We start from the raw sequence: 14,600 nt of genomic DNA, 5'->3' as shown, positions 1-14,600 counted from the left end.
ATCGTTTGCCGATTCCGGGCCTGCTATAATACTTTCATGGACTTATCCCCGGAAAAGAGGTTCGGTTATGCTTCTCGAATTTAACGAAAGCGAATATAAGGTCACCGCAGGCGGGATTGCGCTGGAGCTGCTGCCCAAGGAATTCGCGCTGCTTCAGTTTTTATACCGTAACAGAGGGCGTACGTTCAGCCGGGAGCAGCTGCTGGATAACGTGTGGCCGCTGGAGTATCCGGTAGAGCGGACGGTGGACGACCATATTTACCGGCTGCGCAAAAAGCTTCGCGGGCTTGGCGGTCTGGACATCAGAACCGTCCGCGGCTTCGGCTACAGTCTGACGCTGCCGGGCTCTCCCGCAGGGGTTGCGCTGAACCCGACAGCAAATGACCCGGAGCTGCGCGAGACGATGCGCGAAGTGTTCTCCAGGTTCCATGTATACGGGCAAGGCAGATCCATGCTGACGCTGGCACGGCAGCAGGACATTCTCGGCTACGAGCTTGATCCGCATTATGCTATGGTTATTCATTTTGTGCAGGGAGATTTGGACTGGCTGCTGCATACGGAGGAGGTTCCGCTTGCGGAAAGGCTTTTTTATCTGATTCTATTTTATATTTTCTCCGGTGATCCCAAGGTGAAGCTAAATTATTGCGAGCAGGTAATCTCCCGTAAATTGCTTCTTCCTCCCTACCAGCTTGAGCTGGAGATTCTGACCATTCTGGATTTGTTCACCCTTGCAGGAGAGCCGGAGCGGGCGCTTGCGCGTCTGAAACGGTCGTATCAGGTAATTGCTGCGCCTGAATTTGAAAATTTCATTCCAGTGACGAAGATTACGGAGCTTTTTGTGCATTTGGTGGCGGGAACCGGGGATGAGGAGCTTAAGCGGATGGACGAAGAGATTGAAACCATCCTGCATGAGAAGCCTTTTCTACGGGAAATCGGGAGCTACAAGGTTGTAAAGGGACTCTGGCATTCACAGCGCGGACAATCGCGGGAGGCAGAGAAGCTGATGGATGAAGGGCTGCAGGTGCTGGAAATGTCCGGATTCGTTCCGCTTAGGCTCTACGCACTGTATAGAATTGTTCACTTCTGCCGCATGTTCCCGCCCCAGAAGGCTTTGCAGCACAAATATGACAACCTGTTTGCCTCTGCGCTTGAGCAATCCGGGGTTAACCGGTTAGGAGAGCCTCTGGAAGCCATATTGCAGCGGCTGCTGCAGGCCCTCTGATATTTCTCTGACAATTCTCCGGTACAGTTGGTGCAGAAAGAAGACAGCTATATGATTCTGACTGCATCTGGAGGAATGTAAAATGGAGGCTTCAACCAAGCAGGCGGCCAGCCTGCTGCACAACAAAGTATACATGCGCGTGTACAGCGCCTTTGCCACAGCAACCTTTGGCGATTGGTTCGACACCCTGGCCATTCAGGTGCTTGTCGGCTACCGCTGGCAGGTCAGTCCGCTGATGCTGGCGCTGATCCCGGTATCTATGGCGCTGCCGGGCATTCTGCTCGGCTCCGTCGCCGGGGTTGCCGCCGACCGGCTGAACAAGCTGAAGCTGATGCGGATGTGCGATTTGCTTACGGCATTCCTGACCGTACTGGTGCTGTTTGCCCCGAATATGCTCTGGCTACTGCCCCTGCTGGCGGTGCGTTCCGCGATTTCCACGCTGAATGTGCCTGCGCAGCAGTCGCTGACCCGCAGCATTGTCAGAGAGGATCAACTGCTGCAGGCGGCTTCCCTGAACGGGATCGTGAACCAGGGCTCCAAAATTGCCGGCCCCTTGCTGGGTGGCGTGGCGCTTACGCTGCTTACTCCGCAGTGGTGTATTTTACTAAATGCCCTGCTGCGGGTCGGCTCCTATCTGCTGCTGCTCTCTGTAAAGAGCCTTCGCACAGAAGAAGACAGCGAGGCGGTGAAGCCGCAGGAAGAACGGGTGCCGCTTCGCATGGTATGGAAGGAAGGCTGGAGCTTTATGCTGCGCAGCCGTCTGCTGCTGCATACCATGCTGTTCGGACTCGCCGGGGCGCTAGCCATCCAGATCATTGATTTTCAATTCACCAGCCTGTTCCGTGTGCTCTCGCCGGCCAATGAATCCTTGCTGGGCTGGATGGTGGCCGCATCCGGGGTGGGGGCCGTACTGATCATTATTCTATTGAACAGACTGAACCCGGGAACGGGATATGGCTGGAGGCTTGGAATGGGTTATGTGCTGATCGGCGGACCGATTGCAGGTCTTGGGCTGCTCCAGCCTGGTGCGCCTGCCTTCTGGGTGCTGCTGTTCGGATTCATACTGGGTATCGGGAATGGGATGTTCTTTGTTACCTTCAATTATTGCCTGCAAAAAGAAACCCCTCCGCACATGACCGGACGCGTATTCGGCATCCAAAGCACAGTACTTGGCGTAGTGATGATTGCAGCCCCTTTGCTGGGAGGGCTCTTCGTCGAGCTTGCCGGACCTGGCCGTATTTTTGTTAATTTCGGAATGGTCCAGGTGCTGCTTGGACTGGTTGGCATCGTGTTCGGGCGGGTGCTGTGGCCGGTGGTGATGACGCAGCGGACTGATATTGCAGCACTGCCCTCCGAACGAGCAGAGGCGGGACTGGAGCAGCATGGTTAGATTATTTTTTCAGAGATAATTGCAGTTTGTGCAATAAGAATGACCTTACAAAACCGAAAATTACTTTTAATTGCACCTCGTACAGCTATAAATCCTATTTTGCTTGATAAATACGGTTTTCGCGGAATTTTATTGTATGAAATACATTTAAAGCTCTGATAGGCGCTATTTTAGGCGATATAGCTGTACGAAGTACATTTAGCAGTCGTGGGGGGATCTGGTATGGGGGGAGATATCTGGCATGTAATTTCTGCCGCTCTCAGGCGATCCAATAAGCGCTGTTACTAAGGCCCAATCGGGCTTTCTTCTTTTATTATAGAGGAATCTGGATGGAACGGGCGGATGTGTAAGGTGGAAGACATGCAGATGACATGGTATTTTGTAGATGGACATACATTAAGGAGGCTCTAATGGCAACTGTTATTTATATGGTACGGCATGGCGAATCCATCAAAACTTCGGGCAATGAAAGATCGCGCGGGCTGTCGGCTCTTGGGGAAAAGGATGCGCGGAGAGTAACGGAGCGGTTGCGGAACGAAGGCATACATACGCTGTACAGCAGCCCCTATATTCGAGCGATTGATACGATTGCCGGATTGGCAGAGGAGCTTGGACAAGAGATCCGCATCGTCGAAGATCTGAAAGAAAGATGCTGGACGGATGATGACCGGACGCTGCCGGATCATGAATTGTATCCCTATCTGGAGCAAATGTTCGCGGAGCCGGACTTTGTGCTCTCAGGTGGAGGGGAGTCCAATAACGACTGCAAGACCCGGGCCGTACAAGCGCTGAAGGAGATTCTACATCAGCATAAGGACGAAAAAATAGTCATCGGCACCCACGGCATGGTGATGACGTTAATGATGAATCATTTTGCCGGGGAATATGGGCTGGATTTTCTGCTTCAGACCTCCAAGCCCGATATTTACCGGATGGAATTTACGGGTGAAGAGCTGATCCAGGTAGAAAGACTGCTGCTTAACGATTGATAAGCCAAACATGGATTGAGATCAATAGGCGATCTACGAGGTAATGGTGAAGGGTTCAACCCATCAAGTTACCCAGCTACAGCTGATAAAATCGCACCGTATTAGCAGTCAGATGAGCCTCCGCCTCAGCGATAGAGTATCCGTGCAGCCTGCCCCATGCGGCGGCAACGTCATGAACCATCGCCGGATAAGTAGGGTGCCCGGTAAAAGGTCCCTCGAACGGCCAAGGCCCGTCCGTCTCGGCCATCACCAGCTCCGGCGGATAACGCTGCGCCAGCTCCTGAATCTCCGGTTCATATAGAATGTCAGGGGTGAAGGAGATGTAATAACCGCGCTGAATCATCCGGGTGACCGCTTCCTCCGGCCCTTTGAACCAATGGAAATGCGCCCTTGTAATGCCGTGCCTCTCCAGCATATCGCAGACGGTTAGCGCATCTTCGTATACGGCATGCAGTACCACCGGCTTGTCCAGACGGGCGGCGAGCGCAAGCAGGGAATCAAGAATCCGGAGATAAGGCTCCATTGCAAAAGCTTCACCTCTTGCGAGCGCCTCGGCCCGTGAATAGTAGGGCAGACCGATTTCGCCTACAGCAACCATTTCTCCGGCATGCTGCTCAATCCACGACAGCAGCGCCGTAAGCTCAGCTTCCGCTGGAGCCGGCTGCTCGGGATGGAAGCCGTAGGCTGGCTTCACCCGCCCTAGTCCCTGCGCAGCGATGCCTTGTGTGCGGATACAAGAGTCCAGGTTCATTGAGACGGCAATCAGCGCTTCAATCTCTTGCTCCGGCAGTTCCGGCAGCATAACCTTCAACTCTTCATCCTTATATTGATCAAGATGAATATGGGCATCAATCATGAGATCATACTCCTTAACGTTCCGCTCTATGTTGTCTTACTTTTCCACGTACTGCTTGGTGTCATCGTCGGCTTCAAATTTTATCGTGTCCAGTACCATTCCTGTGCTGCCTGGCTTGTAGATCAGCTTCAGAGTACCTATACTCTCTGTCAATCCAACATTTACGCTCGTCTCCGCCTTCAGCTTCCCATTCTCCACTTTATAATAGGTAACTGCTCCAATTCCTGCCTTGGTGCCGAAATAATCCAGTCCGCCATCTTCGGCGCGGCCGAGAAGTCTTAGCGTTACCTTCGATGGGGAAGCGCCGGCAAGCTCAAGCCGGACCAGCACATCGTCATGATCGAGCGAAATTGTGGAGGATACGGCATCAGTGGCGGCTTTTTCTGCGGTAGGTACCGCAAGCTCCTTCCACTGCTCCGGCTTGACGACATGGACCTCCTGCTGAACGATCCCGGTTCCTGTGCCAAGGGTGAATATCACTGTGGCTTCCGGCTTCCCGTCGTTATCCACATCGGCATAGATCAGCTCCGGCGGATAACTGACAAGTCGCGGCGCTTCCCATTTGAAGCTGTGCTTCTTGCCATTTACTTCAAGTATGAATCCTTTATAGGTGTTGCCGTCCTTCAGTGCTGTATATAGCTTGACCTTACTGGCGTTGCCCGCTGCAACCACAAGGGGTTCGGCGGGAACCCGCACGGTTGTGCTGACATCCCCAGACGTAATGGATACTCCATTTCCAGAAGCTGTAAGCTTGGGTTCGGCCCCGGTGAGCTGCTCCACTGTTCTGGCAGGAATATACACATGCCCTCCCCTCAAAAGAACAGGACCCTCCTGTACATCCTCATAACTGCCGTCCGTCTGCGTATAGCTGACTTGCATAGCTGTGCTGCCGGGTGTAAGAACCGTTTGGGAACTGTTATTGGTTAGGGTGAGCCTTTTGTGTGTATTATCCCACTTCAGTTCAAATGGATAATATTCCAGCAGCGCCCTTGCAGGAACATACAAGAGCTTTGCGGAAGTGAAGGGATGAAGCTGAGGGAGGACCGTTTGTCCGTCTATTGTCAGCGTGAGCGGTGCGGCGGCAGAAATCGTATCTATATCGGGAGCTGCCGCACATCCGGCAATGAGCAGGGCGAGTGCGGAAGCGGCTAGAATTTTTTTCACAGAATAACCTCCAGAGTCTACAAGTTCCAATCTGTTCAATTATACTGTAAAACATCCGCTCCGGGGCCAATATCTGTTAACGATAAGAAGACAAGTCTGTTACATTTGTGTTATTCAGGAAGACGGTGGCTCGTTCGCTACAGATCGGGCGGGAAGCTGCGGCAGATTTCAATAAATTGCTGCAGAGCTGCGGGCAGAGATTCATTGCTGCGTGTACAGATGGCAATATGATTGCTTAGCTGAATGCCCTCTACCCGCACACGGGACAGTTGCCCCCGTTCCACATATTCACGCACTGCCAGAGAGGAGATGAAGTTTGCCCCGTATCCGGCCATCACCGAACGAATAGCTTCGCCTAGACCGCTGAATTGCAAAGTGACCTGCGGCGGCTTCAGCCCATAGGTCGTGCATAACGAGACAAGACGTGCCCTTGTCGAGCTGCCTTCCTCACGCATAATGAAAGGCTCCAGCATCATTTCCGTCAGTGACACCGTACGGTTTGCATAGGGATGGGATGGAGAGACCACGAACCACAGCTCATCCTCAAAAAGCTCCAACCAGTCGATATCCTCCGGCTTGTCCCGGGCTCCCCCTCCATAGAAGGCAACGTCGGCTTCATGCCGCTTCAATTGTTCAAAAGCCTGCTGGGAATTGGTTGTTGTAATCACCATTTCAATCTCGGGATGTCCGGCCTTGAACCTTGCAGCCCAGCCGGGAATCAGGAAGTTCGCCGGAAGGTAGGTGGCGGCAATGCGGAGCTTTCCTTTTCTGCCCTGGCGGTAATCCTCCACAAATGCATCAATTTGTTCCTCGTAGGTGAAGAAATTACTTGCCTGCTTCACGAGCTCTGCCCCAAACGGAGTAAGCGAAATTCCCCGTCCGCGGGGATTAAACAGGGTCAGACCCAAGTCCTTCTCGAATTTTTTGATCTGGCTGGTAACTGCCGGCTGGCTGATGTTGAGCCGGGCTGCCGCCTTAGTGACGCTTCCTGTCTCGGCAACATTATAAAAAAGTCTCAGAGCATGAATATTGATGAGTTTCTCCTCCTTATATAATCAAAATTTATGTATTATGCAAAAACATATATTAGTTTTATGAATTATTTTAAACTATATTAAAGGCAGATCCAATAAGGAGGGAAACGAAATGGGAGAATTGAACACATGGAGCAAGGTCGATGAGTATTTCAATGACAAGCTGCTGGCAACCGACCCGGTACTGGCTGCTGTACTGGATGCGAATGCAGGCGCCGGATTGCCGGCGATTGATGTTGCGCCCAATCAAGGGAAGCTGCTGTATCTGCTGGCTAAGATGAGAGGGGCGGCAAATATTCTGGAGATTGGCACGCTGGGCGGCTACAGCACGATCTGGCTGGCCCGGGCCTTGCCGGAAGAGGGAAAACTGGTCTCGCTCGAAGCTGAACATAAGCATGTTGTCGTGGCTGAGGACAATCTGAGATTAGCGAAGCTGGAAGGTAAAGCTGAAGTGATTGAAGGCCCGGCACTTGAGACTCTGGCGGCACTTGAGGCCCGGGGGGTTAATTCTTTTGACTTCATCTTTATTGATGCCGATAAGCCGAACAATCCGCATTACCTGAAGTGGGCACTGAAGCTGGCCCGTCCGGGAGCGGTGATTGTAGCCGACAATGTGGTACGTGAAGGTGAGGTCATTCAAGCGGGCAGTACGGATGATCGGGTGCAGGGCATTCGTCAATTTATGGATCTGCTGTCGGCCGAGCCGAGGATAGAGGCAACTGCACTGCAGACAGTAGGCAGCAAAGGGTACGATGGCTTCGTGATTGGGGTTGTCACAGCATGACAATGACCCGCAGAGAAGGACGCTGGTGCTGTCCCTGCCTGCGGGTCATTATAGGATTATGCTTCATTTATACGGAACGCTTCATTGCCGAAGCGGGAGCAGCAGAGTTAAAAGTGACATTTTGATTTTTTTTGCCGAAGAGCTTGCGCAGGTATGGCAGCACCCAGTAGTCCAAGCCGATCTTGCCGGCATTGGCGGCGGAGACAATGATGATAACTTCCATCAGCAGAAGCTGTACGTTGGTGCTGACCGTACCCGAGAGCAGGTAGGAAGCGTTCATGATAAGTCCCATCAGTGCGGCGAAGGTAGTGAATGTACCCAGGATCAGCCCAAGTCCTACAAGAAACTCACCGTAAGGAATGAGAACATTGAAGAAGCTCACATTAGGCAGTGCGGCATGCTGGAGAAAATTGGCCCACCAGGCCTGTACAGAGGCATCTTCACCGACACTCTTGGCAATGGCTCCTTTAAGGAAGCCTGAAGCATCAAATCCTCCGGTCAGCTTATGCCAGCCGGCCTCAATCCATTGGTAACCTACGTAAATGCGTACTATAGTGAGCAGCACCATTGCTGCCTTATTGTTGCGGAACCAGTTGTTGAACATTATCTCCACTCCTCCAGGTTTCTCTTTGTTTGTGTTATCGGATGATCATCTTCGACACCTTCATGATAAGTGAAAAATTTCACAACAGGTGTGATAAAAGTCACAAAAATCAAAGAAATTTTTATATAAAACTAATTTTTTAGTTAAAATTCACAGAATGTACATTGCTCGTCCGATTTTGATTTTTAGGATTTGAAAAGGAAAGGGGTTGACACATATTTTGTATAAATTTAACATGGGGGAATGAATGAAAATAATATTTTGGCTACTATCGGTCATATTCACCGGCGCGGGAACAAGTTTATTGAGCGTGAACTTAAGAAACATAATCTTCATGGCATAGCGCCTTCACACGGAGACATTCTGTATCAGCTGTTTGCCCGGGAAGACATTACGATGAACCAGCTTTCCTGTTCCATTGATAAGGACAAGTCCACAATCACGGTATTGGTAGATAAATTAGTGCGTCTCGAATACGTGAAACGGGAGCAGGACCAGATGGATGGACGGATTTTCCGCTTGTCGCTTACTCCCAAGGGCCGGGAGCTTCAGCCGATATTTGAGGAGATCTCAAGAACACTGCTGGCAGCAGTCTATGAGGAGTTCGCACCGGAGGAGAAGCAGCAGCTGGTTGCGTTGCTTGCGAAGATTAAGCTGTGAAGAATCCGGCTTGAAGGAGTGAATCGGATAACTTAGTAACATTAGAAGACTTTCCATAAAGGGAGGTCTTGTTTTTTTGTGGTGCGCCCCTCGCCAAAAATAAATCGAACGAAAATAACGTTTCCTGCCAATACATAGTGTAAGCCAGAAGGGGGAATGACGGATGGAGAATACAGCTGAATATTCGCAGCTCATTACGCTCACGCTAGCCGGCAGCCGTGAAGCGTATGGTGAGTTATACGAAGCGACTGTTCGCGATGTCTACAGAACCGTGCGTTTCCTCGTTTCCGAGCCTTCCGATGCTGACGATGTGGTACAGGAAATCTATATTGAGCTGCACCGCTCGCTGGGGCAGTATGACGGGATGCGGGACTTCAGGCCTTGGCTGATGGGACTGGTTATGCGGCAGATTCATGCTTACCGGCGAAAGGGCTGGAGGCATTTCAGGATTATGCAGAAAGCGGAGCAGACTGGCCTGGTCATAGAAAATGATTTCGCCGGCGAGGTCATCGACCGGTTATCCAGCCGCGCTCTGCTCGACAAGGTAAACCGGTTGCCGTACAAGCTGAAGCAGGTTATTATTCTGCACTACCTGGAGGAGTACTCCCAGGAAGAGATTGCCGCAATACTTAATATCCCGCTCGGAACTGTCAAATCCCGGATTCATGCTGCGCTGCAGAAGCTGCGCCGGAAGCACAAGGCTGACACTATTAGAATAGGGAAGGTGGAGGATCTGCATGAGTCTTGAGGAGAACCTGCGGCGGGCGCTAATGGATGAAGCTGAAGGCTGGAGCGCCCCACCGGAACTGAAGGGGAAGATCCTGGAGCGGACCACACCCGGACAAGGGGGAAGACATATGAAGAAATGGCTAATAGCTACGATAATAGCGGCATCGCTTATCATCCCGACTGGAGTCTATGCCGGATACAATTATTTGGCTGATTCCATGTATGGTTCAAAGGATAACTTTATTCAAAACGTAGGCACGCTGGAGCAGTATGAGAAGCTTGAAGCCAAGCTGCAGCAGGCACAGATGAGCCTGAGCAAGGAGGATTTCAGCGCATTGACCTCCTTGCTGCATGAACTTGGCGGTTTCAATCTGAAAATGGCCGATAAGGCAGGCAACCTTCATCCCGAGAAGTTAAACGCCGCTGACCGGGAGAGCTATAACAAGCTGACTGCAGAGCTTGAGCCTTATTTTGCCAAGTTGATTAAAGCCGAAGCACCGAAAGCGCCGGTGGAACAGTTGGACGCAGGTGCGTTCTGGGATGAGCAGCTTGCCAAAGCGCAGCAAACCTTCAGCGGGAAAGAACTGGCACAGGTCGAGCAATTAATCGGTGAGTTGAAGAATATGAATGATAAAGTTACGGACCCGGATGGCAGCATTCATATGGATCGTCTGTCAGACGCAGATAAGAAAAACCAGGAACAGCTTATCGAACAGCTTAATCCGTATCTGAACAAGCTGGGAATCTCGATCAAACCAAGCTCTTAAGCACTCCAGATATTCATGACAAAGCAAAACCACCGGAGAAGGCATACCCTTGTTTTCCGGTGGTTTTTGTTATTCTGTACTGCATCTCCGTTGATATCTTCTAGTTTTACATAACCTTCTAAAATACCTAAAGGAGGTTTTGTAGATGAATAATTTGGAAATCATTCAGAAGCGCATCGAAGCGGAGCGCAGGAAGCTGAATGAGATGGAAGCAATCTATGGGCTGCTGCATCCGAAGGTGATCAAGCAATCCATGAAGCTGGACGAACTGATCAATGAATATACAAGAGAAGAGCCGCTACACTCCAGTCCCTCCGAACGCTAACGCAAGCAGCTTGTCTACAAATTCTCCATCCAGTGTATCCCCTGTAATCAGAAGCCGGTAAAATATCGGTCCATACATAAGATCAATACTGCAAGCAATATCCAGATCCTCTTTCAGTTCCCCACGGGCTACGCCACGCTCCAGCAATTGTCTTGCCTCTTGACGGCGCGGTGCAAAAAATCTCGTCCGGTAAGCCTCGGCAAGGCCGGCATCGAATTGTCCCTCGCCAATCAGCTCGGTAATCACCTTTCCTTCACGGCTGCACAAAAAATGGGTCAGATTCGTCGCATGTATTCTAATATCCTCCTGCACTGAACCTGTGTCCGGCACTGGAAGTCTGGCGGAAGCGGCGGACAAGTAGCCGTCCATTACTACGGCCGCTTTGTTGGGCCACCATTTATAGATGGTCGCTTTGCTGACTTTAGCCCGTTCCGCAATTTTCTCTACAGTCACCGCTCCAAATCCCGCCTCCAGCAGCAAATCATACGAAGCCGCAAGAATGGAAGCCTCCGCTTCATTATTCCGTGGACGTCCTCTTTTTTTATCCATTAGTCATACCTCCTGATCGAATATACTTTTCCCAACCGGCTTAATAAAGAAACTATACGTACATTATACAAAAGAATGCATCAAGTTTGCCAAATAAATTATTTTCATTTGCCTATTTACAAAACTGTACGTTCAGTATATTATAAAGCCATAATTAATAAACCAAACGTTCAGTATTTAAAAGTGAAAGGTGGAATTTTTATGAATCAGGTAAATCAAGTGAACCGTGTGAACCATGCAAAGGAGCGCGCGGAAAGTAAAACCATGCCCGGCTGGATCACTTTTCTGCTGGCGGCATCCTGCGGACTTATTGTAGCTAATCTGTACTATGCCCAGACGCTGGTTGGACCGATCAGCGAAGCTACACATCTCTCCTCCGGTGCAGCAGGTCTGATTGTGACGCTGACGCAGATTGGCTATGTAATTGGTCTGTTGTTTGTGGTTCCGCTTAGCGATATCATTGAAAATCGCCGTTTGACGGTGGCCTCGCTGCTTGTCGTGTTTGTTGCCCTGGTTGTGGCTACAATGGCCCCTAATGCGCCGATCTTTCTGGCAGCCGCTCTGTTCATCGGTCTCGGCTCTGTGGCCGCACAGGTTCTGGTGCCATATGCCTCATATTTGGCTGCTGAAGAGCATCGCGGACGCGTAGTGGGCAATGTGATGAGCGGCCTGCTGCTCGGAATTATGTTCGCCCGTCCGCTGGCAAGCTTTGTCTCCGGCCTCTGGGGCTGGCATGCGATCTTTGCTATATCCGCTGTAGTAATTGCACTGTTGATTCTTCTGTTATCCCGCGTTCTTCCTAAACGCCAGCCTGTGCCTACTATGAACTATGGCGGACTGATTCGTTCCCTGGGAACTCTTCTGAAGAACACTCCTGTGCTGCGCCGCCGGGCGATTTATCAAGCCAGTCTGTTCGGAACCTTCAGCTTGTTCTGGACTACCGTTTCCTTGCGGCTGGCCGATACGTATCATCTGACCCAGCAGGGTATTGCGCTGTTTGCTCTGGCCGGTGTGGCTGGGGCCGTCGCCGCTCCAATCGCCGGGAGATGGGCTGACCGGGGCTGGACGAGACCACTGACCGGGCTTGCGTTTATACTTGCGGCGGCGGCTTTTTTACTCGCATATCTGTTTCAGAATGATTCCAGAGTCACTCTCGGGCTGCTGGTTCTGGCGGCTATTCTGCTGGATATGGGCGTTTCGGGCAATTTGGTGCTTGGCCAACGGGCGATTTATTCACTCGGCAGCGAAGCAAGAGGCCGCTTGAACGGACTGTTTATGGCGATTTTCTTCATCGGCGGAGCCATTGGCTCCTCACTGGGGGGCTGGGCATATGCTTACGGCGGCTGGGGGTTGACCACCCTGCTCGGAATGGCCCTGCCGATTGTGGCATTCCTGTACTATTTAACGGAGCGTAAACAAGCGTAAGGCATCAGCGTAAAGGTTGTATTGTTTGAAGAAGTGCCCCGGCAGGCTGCATGAGTCAGTCTGCCGGGGCACTTCTTTTTTTGCGAAACAATCCATGATACTAATGTAATGAAACAGCAAATACTTGCGTATTAGCTGGAGTAAAATTACTTGGCCAAGTGAAATTATGCAGGAAAGGAGAGCTTGAAGGATGCAAGAGCGCGCATTGTTACAATCTTTTAGGCAAAAGAGCATAAAGGAAGAGACAGATACAGATACAGCAGCAGAGGCAGACAGGTTCTTTACGACGATTTTTGAAACGTACTATACAAGAATATTCAACTATACCGCCTACCGTGTCAGTTGCCGTTATACGGCCGAGGATCTGACCAGTCTGGTCTTCGAAAAGACATTGTCCAAGCTGCACAGCTACTCCCCGGATAAAGCACCGCTGGAGGTATGGCTGTTTGCCATAGCCAGAAATGTAGTGAACGACTATTACAGAAGCTTGAAGCGGACCCGTTTCTTCCCCCTAGAGATGATCCGGGAACTGGTTTCGAGCAGACAGGTGCCGGAGGAGCAAATGCTTGAGGGAGAGCGAAGCGACCGGTTGAGCCGTGCGCTGGACACCCTGAGTGCGAAAGAGCGGAATATTGTGGCGCTGAAATTCGGGGCTGATCTGAAGAATAAGGAAATTGCCAGCCTCACAGGGATTTCCGAGAGCAACGTCGGCGTCATTCTTTACCGAAGCATGAGAAAGTTAAAATCTGAAATAGGGAGTGTGGAGCGGCTGTGAATACCAAAGATACGGTAGAGAGATTCTCCAGGGATATCGACGGAGGCCTTCATCATAAGGAACCCGCCCAGTGGAACGGTTCACCGGAATATCTTGAGCTGCTGGAGCTGAGCAAGGCTCTGTCCGGCAAGGATTTCAGCGGCACTTCCCCAAGGGCGGCCGTTCTCTCCAAGGTGCGGAACCGGACCCAATACGAACAGGAGGAAAGAAAAATGAAAATTAGACACAGTGTCAAACGCCCAGCTATGATCCTTGCTTCCATTCTGGTGGCAGGTGTGGTGAGTGTTACCTTCGTCAAACCATCCTTTGCCCAGGAGATGCTGGGCAGAGTACTGCAGACGATCAATTTGGGGAATATCATTGTAAGCGAATACGAGCCCGAGCAGGCTACGAAGTTTCCAGAGGCGTTAAAGGGCAAGCTGTATGACAAGGACGGCAATGTGATAACCTCTTATACAGAGAAGCTTGACAAGGTCTATAACGCCGATGGTGAGCAGATTGTTAACTTTGACGGAGATAAGCTGATTACGAAGAGCGAACAGGAACAGCGCGAAAAGGAAGCGGCGGAGAATGTGTTCGTTGCGAAGGAGCAGGCGGAGCTGGATAAATACGCACTCTTCAAGGTTAAGCTGCCGAAATATTTGCCGGAAGGGTTTGCTTTTGACCGGGGGGAATTTTATACCTCAGAGAAAGGAGCAGTAAACGGCAAGTATCTTAATTTGTACTTCACCAGTAAGAAGGAAGGCCAGGAAATCTCGATGCAGCTGCGCTATTCCGATGAAGAAACGGCTTTTGAAATGTCAACCAGCGGCAAGCTGGAAAAAGTGCAAGTGAACGGCGTCGATGCTGTAATGATGAACGGCAGAAGCCTTGATTGGGAATCGGACGGTGTGCTGTATGGCATCAATACCCGCGGCCTGGACCGGGCTGAAGTGCTGAAAATTGCCGAGTCTATCCGCTGATAAACGAATAGAAAGTGTGTAGAACCTTAATACACGACCCGTAAGCAGGAAACTTTGAAAAAAGCGGCCTGCTTGCGGGTCATTTTTGTCTAGGCGCCCAAGCTTTCTGATCATGAAGAATAAAGATTTATACACTTTTGAAGAGATTTTATTTTCACAAAGGTATATATATATAAATTAAGGACTGGTGAATGGCCTCCACCTGAGTGGAAAGGTTTTGAATGATGAGAGGGGAATATAAGTAAGCGTCAAATCCCGCACACCTAGTAAAGCGACGGGATTCATGCGATCATTTGCGTAGCTGAAAGTTACGCGCGCACGTAAGTAGATGCGAGTTATTTTTTGACCGCGGCCACTAACGGGCA

At 50.8% G+C, this 14,600-nt stretch carries 16 protein-coding genes; 11 read left to right on the top strand and 5 right to left on the bottom strand.

What is annotated here, in order from left to right:
• Positions 1-67 precede the first annotated feature (67 nt).
• The 3 genes from ACX1DY_RS12960 to ACX1DY_RS12950 all read left to right on the top strand — a co-directional run bounded on the left by ACX1DY_RS12960 (position 68) and on the right by ACX1DY_RS12950 (position 3,601).
• Positions 68-1,222, top strand: a complete 1,155-nt coding sequence (locus ACX1DY_RS12960) for a winged helix-turn-helix domain-containing protein (RefSeq protein WP_458964602.1) — start codon at positions 68-70, stop codon at positions 1,220-1,222.
• Between the two features lie 82 nt (positions 1,223-1,304).
• A complete protein-coding gene (locus ACX1DY_RS12955) occupies positions 1,305-2,612 on the top strand; it encodes an MFS transporter (protein ID WP_458964601.1) in 1,308 nt (435 codons plus the stop codon).
• 410 nt (positions 2,613-3,022) lie between these two features.
• Entirely contained in the window at positions 3,023-3,601 is a 579-nt protein-coding gene (locus tag ACX1DY_RS12950) for a histidine phosphatase family protein (RefSeq protein ID WP_458964600.1), read from the top strand.
• Between the two features lie 76 nt (positions 3,602-3,677).
• On the opposite strand, the gene ACX1DY_RS12945 is transcribed toward ACX1DY_RS12950, so the two are convergent.
• From ACX1DY_RS12945 to ACX1DY_RS12935, 3 genes are all read right to left on the bottom strand, one after another.
• Positions 3,678-4,457 carry a TatD family hydrolase gene (locus ACX1DY_RS12945; protein ID WP_458964599.1) on the bottom strand — a complete coding sequence of 260 codons (780 nt, stop codon included), beginning with the start codon at positions 4,455-4,457 and terminating at the stop codon, positions 3,678-3,680.
• 36 nt (positions 4,458-4,493) lie between these two features.
• Positions 4,494-5,621, bottom strand: a complete 1,128-nt coding sequence (locus ACX1DY_RS12940) for a stalk domain-containing protein (protein WP_458964598.1) — start codon at positions 5,619-5,621, stop codon at positions 4,494-4,496.
• Between the two features lie 137 nt (positions 5,622-5,758).
• Positions 5,759-6,655, bottom strand: a complete 897-nt coding sequence (locus ACX1DY_RS12935) for a LysR substrate-binding domain-containing protein (protein ID WP_458964628.1) — start codon at positions 6,653-6,655, stop codon at positions 5,759-5,761.
• A 112-nt stretch (positions 6,656-6,767) separates the two neighbouring features.
• Between ACX1DY_RS12935 and ACX1DY_RS12930 the strand changes: the two genes are divergently transcribed.
• Entirely contained in the window at positions 6,768-7,439 is a 672-nt protein-coding gene (locus ACX1DY_RS12930; protein WP_458964597.1) for an O-methyltransferase, read from the top strand.
• 67 nt (positions 7,440-7,506) lie between these two features.
• On the opposite strand, the gene ACX1DY_RS12925 is transcribed toward ACX1DY_RS12930, so the two are convergent.
• The gene (locus ACX1DY_RS12925; protein ID WP_458964596.1) at positions 7,507-8,043 is read right to left on the bottom strand and encodes a DoxX family protein; all 537 of its coding nucleotides are present in this window, start codon (positions 8,041-8,043) and stop codon (positions 7,507-7,509) included.
• A gap of 243 nt (positions 8,044-8,286) precedes the next feature.
• Between ACX1DY_RS12925 and ACX1DY_RS12920 the strand changes: the two genes are divergently transcribed.
• From ACX1DY_RS12920 to ACX1DY_RS12905, 4 genes are all read left to right on the top strand, one after another.
• The gene (locus ACX1DY_RS12920) at positions 8,287-8,703 is read left to right on the top strand and encodes a MarR family winged helix-turn-helix transcriptional regulator (protein WP_458964595.1); all 417 of its coding nucleotides are present in this window, start codon (positions 8,287-8,289) and stop codon (positions 8,701-8,703) included.
• A 163-nt stretch (positions 8,704-8,866) separates the two neighbouring features.
• On the top strand, positions 8,867-9,451 hold the full coding sequence (locus ACX1DY_RS12915; RefSeq protein ID WP_458964594.1) for a sigma-70 family RNA polymerase sigma factor: 585 nt from the start codon (positions 8,867-8,869) through the stop codon (positions 9,449-9,451).
• Positions 9,441-10,199 carry a DUF3600 domain-containing protein gene (locus ACX1DY_RS12910; RefSeq protein ID WP_458964593.1) on the top strand — a complete coding sequence of 253 codons (759 nt, stop codon included), beginning with the start codon at positions 9,441-9,443 and terminating at the stop codon, positions 10,197-10,199. The genes ACX1DY_RS12915 and ACX1DY_RS12910 overlap by 11 nt, the downstream gene beginning before the upstream one ends.
• A 145-nt stretch (positions 10,200-10,344) precedes the next feature.
• Positions 10,345-10,524, top strand: a complete 180-nt coding sequence (locus ACX1DY_RS12905; protein ID WP_458964592.1) for an aspartyl-phosphate phosphatase Spo0E family protein — start codon at positions 10,345-10,347, stop codon at positions 10,522-10,524.
• Here the strand turns inward: ACX1DY_RS12905 and ACX1DY_RS12900 are convergent.
• A complete protein-coding gene (locus ACX1DY_RS12900; protein ID WP_458964591.1) occupies positions 10,498-11,073 on the bottom strand; it encodes a TetR/AcrR family transcriptional regulator in 576 nt (191 codons plus the stop codon). The two genes, ACX1DY_RS12905 and ACX1DY_RS12900, sit on opposite strands and share 27 nt — an antisense overlap.
• Positions 11,074-11,337: 264 nt before the next feature.
• Between ACX1DY_RS12900 and ACX1DY_RS12895 the strand changes: the two genes are divergently transcribed.
• From ACX1DY_RS12895 to ACX1DY_RS12885, 3 genes are all read left to right on the top strand, one after another.
• Positions 11,338-12,498: an MFS transporter gene (locus tag ACX1DY_RS12895; protein WP_458964627.1), complete on the top strand. Its 1,161-nt coding sequence runs from the start codon at positions 11,338-11,340 to the stop codon at positions 12,496-12,498.
• 190 nt (positions 12,499-12,688) lie between these two features.
• On the top strand, positions 12,689-13,273 hold the full coding sequence (locus ACX1DY_RS12890) for a sigma-70 family RNA polymerase sigma factor (RefSeq protein WP_458964590.1): 585 nt from the start codon (positions 12,689-12,691) through the stop codon (positions 13,271-13,273).
• Positions 13,270-14,235 (top strand): DUF4367 domain-containing protein, encoded by a 966-nt coding sequence (locus tag ACX1DY_RS12885; RefSeq protein ID WP_458964589.1) that lies wholly within the window; start codon positions 13,270-13,272, stop codon positions 14,233-14,235. The genes ACX1DY_RS12890 and ACX1DY_RS12885 overlap by 4 nt, the downstream gene beginning before the upstream one ends.
• The last annotated feature ends 365 nt before the right edge of the window (positions 14,236-14,600 follow it).

Source organism: Paenibacillus sp. BAC0078, assembly GCF_054483875.1.
The sequence above is the reverse complement of the archived record's forward strand: the minus strand, read 5'-3'. Positions and strand labels throughout refer to the sequence as shown.

What these genes read in the sequence shown, in the direction of transcription:
- ACX1DY_RS12915 (WP_458964594.1), top strand. Translation starts at nt 8,867, where the DNA reads ATGGAGAATACAGCTGAATATTCGCAGCTCATTACGCTCACGCTAGCC.
- ACX1DY_RS12945 (WP_458964599.1), bottom strand. Translation starts at nt 4,457, where the DNA reads ATGATTGATGCCCATATTCATCTTGATCAATATAAGGATGAAGAGTTG.
- ACX1DY_RS12930 (WP_458964597.1), top strand. Translation starts at nt 6,768, where the DNA reads ATGGGAGAATTGAACACATGGAGCAAGGTCGATGAGTATTTCAATGAC.
- ACX1DY_RS12960 (WP_458964602.1), top strand. Translation starts at nt 68, where the DNA reads ATGCTTCTCGAATTTAACGAAAGCGAATATAAGGTCACCGCAGGCGGG.
- ACX1DY_RS12895 (WP_458964627.1), top strand. Translation starts at nt 11,338, where the DNA reads ATGCCCGGCTGGATCACTTTTCTGCTGGCGGCATCCTGCGGACTTATT.
- ACX1DY_RS12890 (WP_458964590.1), top strand. Translation starts at nt 12,689, where the DNA reads ATGCAAGAGCGCGCATTGTTACAATCTTTTAGGCAAAAGAGCATAAAG.
- ACX1DY_RS12920 (WP_458964595.1), top strand. Translation starts at nt 8,287, where the DNA reads ATGAATGAAAATAATATTTTGGCTACTATCGGTCATATTCACCGGCGC.
- ACX1DY_RS12900 (WP_458964591.1), bottom strand. Translation starts at nt 11,073, where the DNA reads ATGGATAAAAAAAGAGGACGTCCACGGAATAATGAAGCGGAGGCTTCC.
- ACX1DY_RS12905 (WP_458964592.1), top strand. Translation starts at nt 10,345, where the DNA reads ATGAATAATTTGGAAATCATTCAGAAGCGCATCGAAGCGGAGCGCAGG.
- ACX1DY_RS12910 (WP_458964593.1), top strand. Translation starts at nt 9,441, where the DNA reads ATGAGTCTTGAGGAGAACCTGCGGCGGGCGCTAATGGATGAAGCTGAA.
- ACX1DY_RS12950 (WP_458964600.1), top strand. Translation starts at nt 3,023, where the DNA reads ATGGCAACTGTTATTTATATGGTACGGCATGGCGAATCCATCAAAACT.
- ACX1DY_RS12925 (WP_458964596.1), bottom strand. Translation starts at nt 8,043, where the DNA reads ATGTTCAACAACTGGTTCCGCAACAATAAGGCAGCAATGGTGCTGCTC.
- ACX1DY_RS12955 (WP_458964601.1), top strand. Translation starts at nt 1,305, where the DNA reads ATGGAGGCTTCAACCAAGCAGGCGGCCAGCCTGCTGCACAACAAAGTA.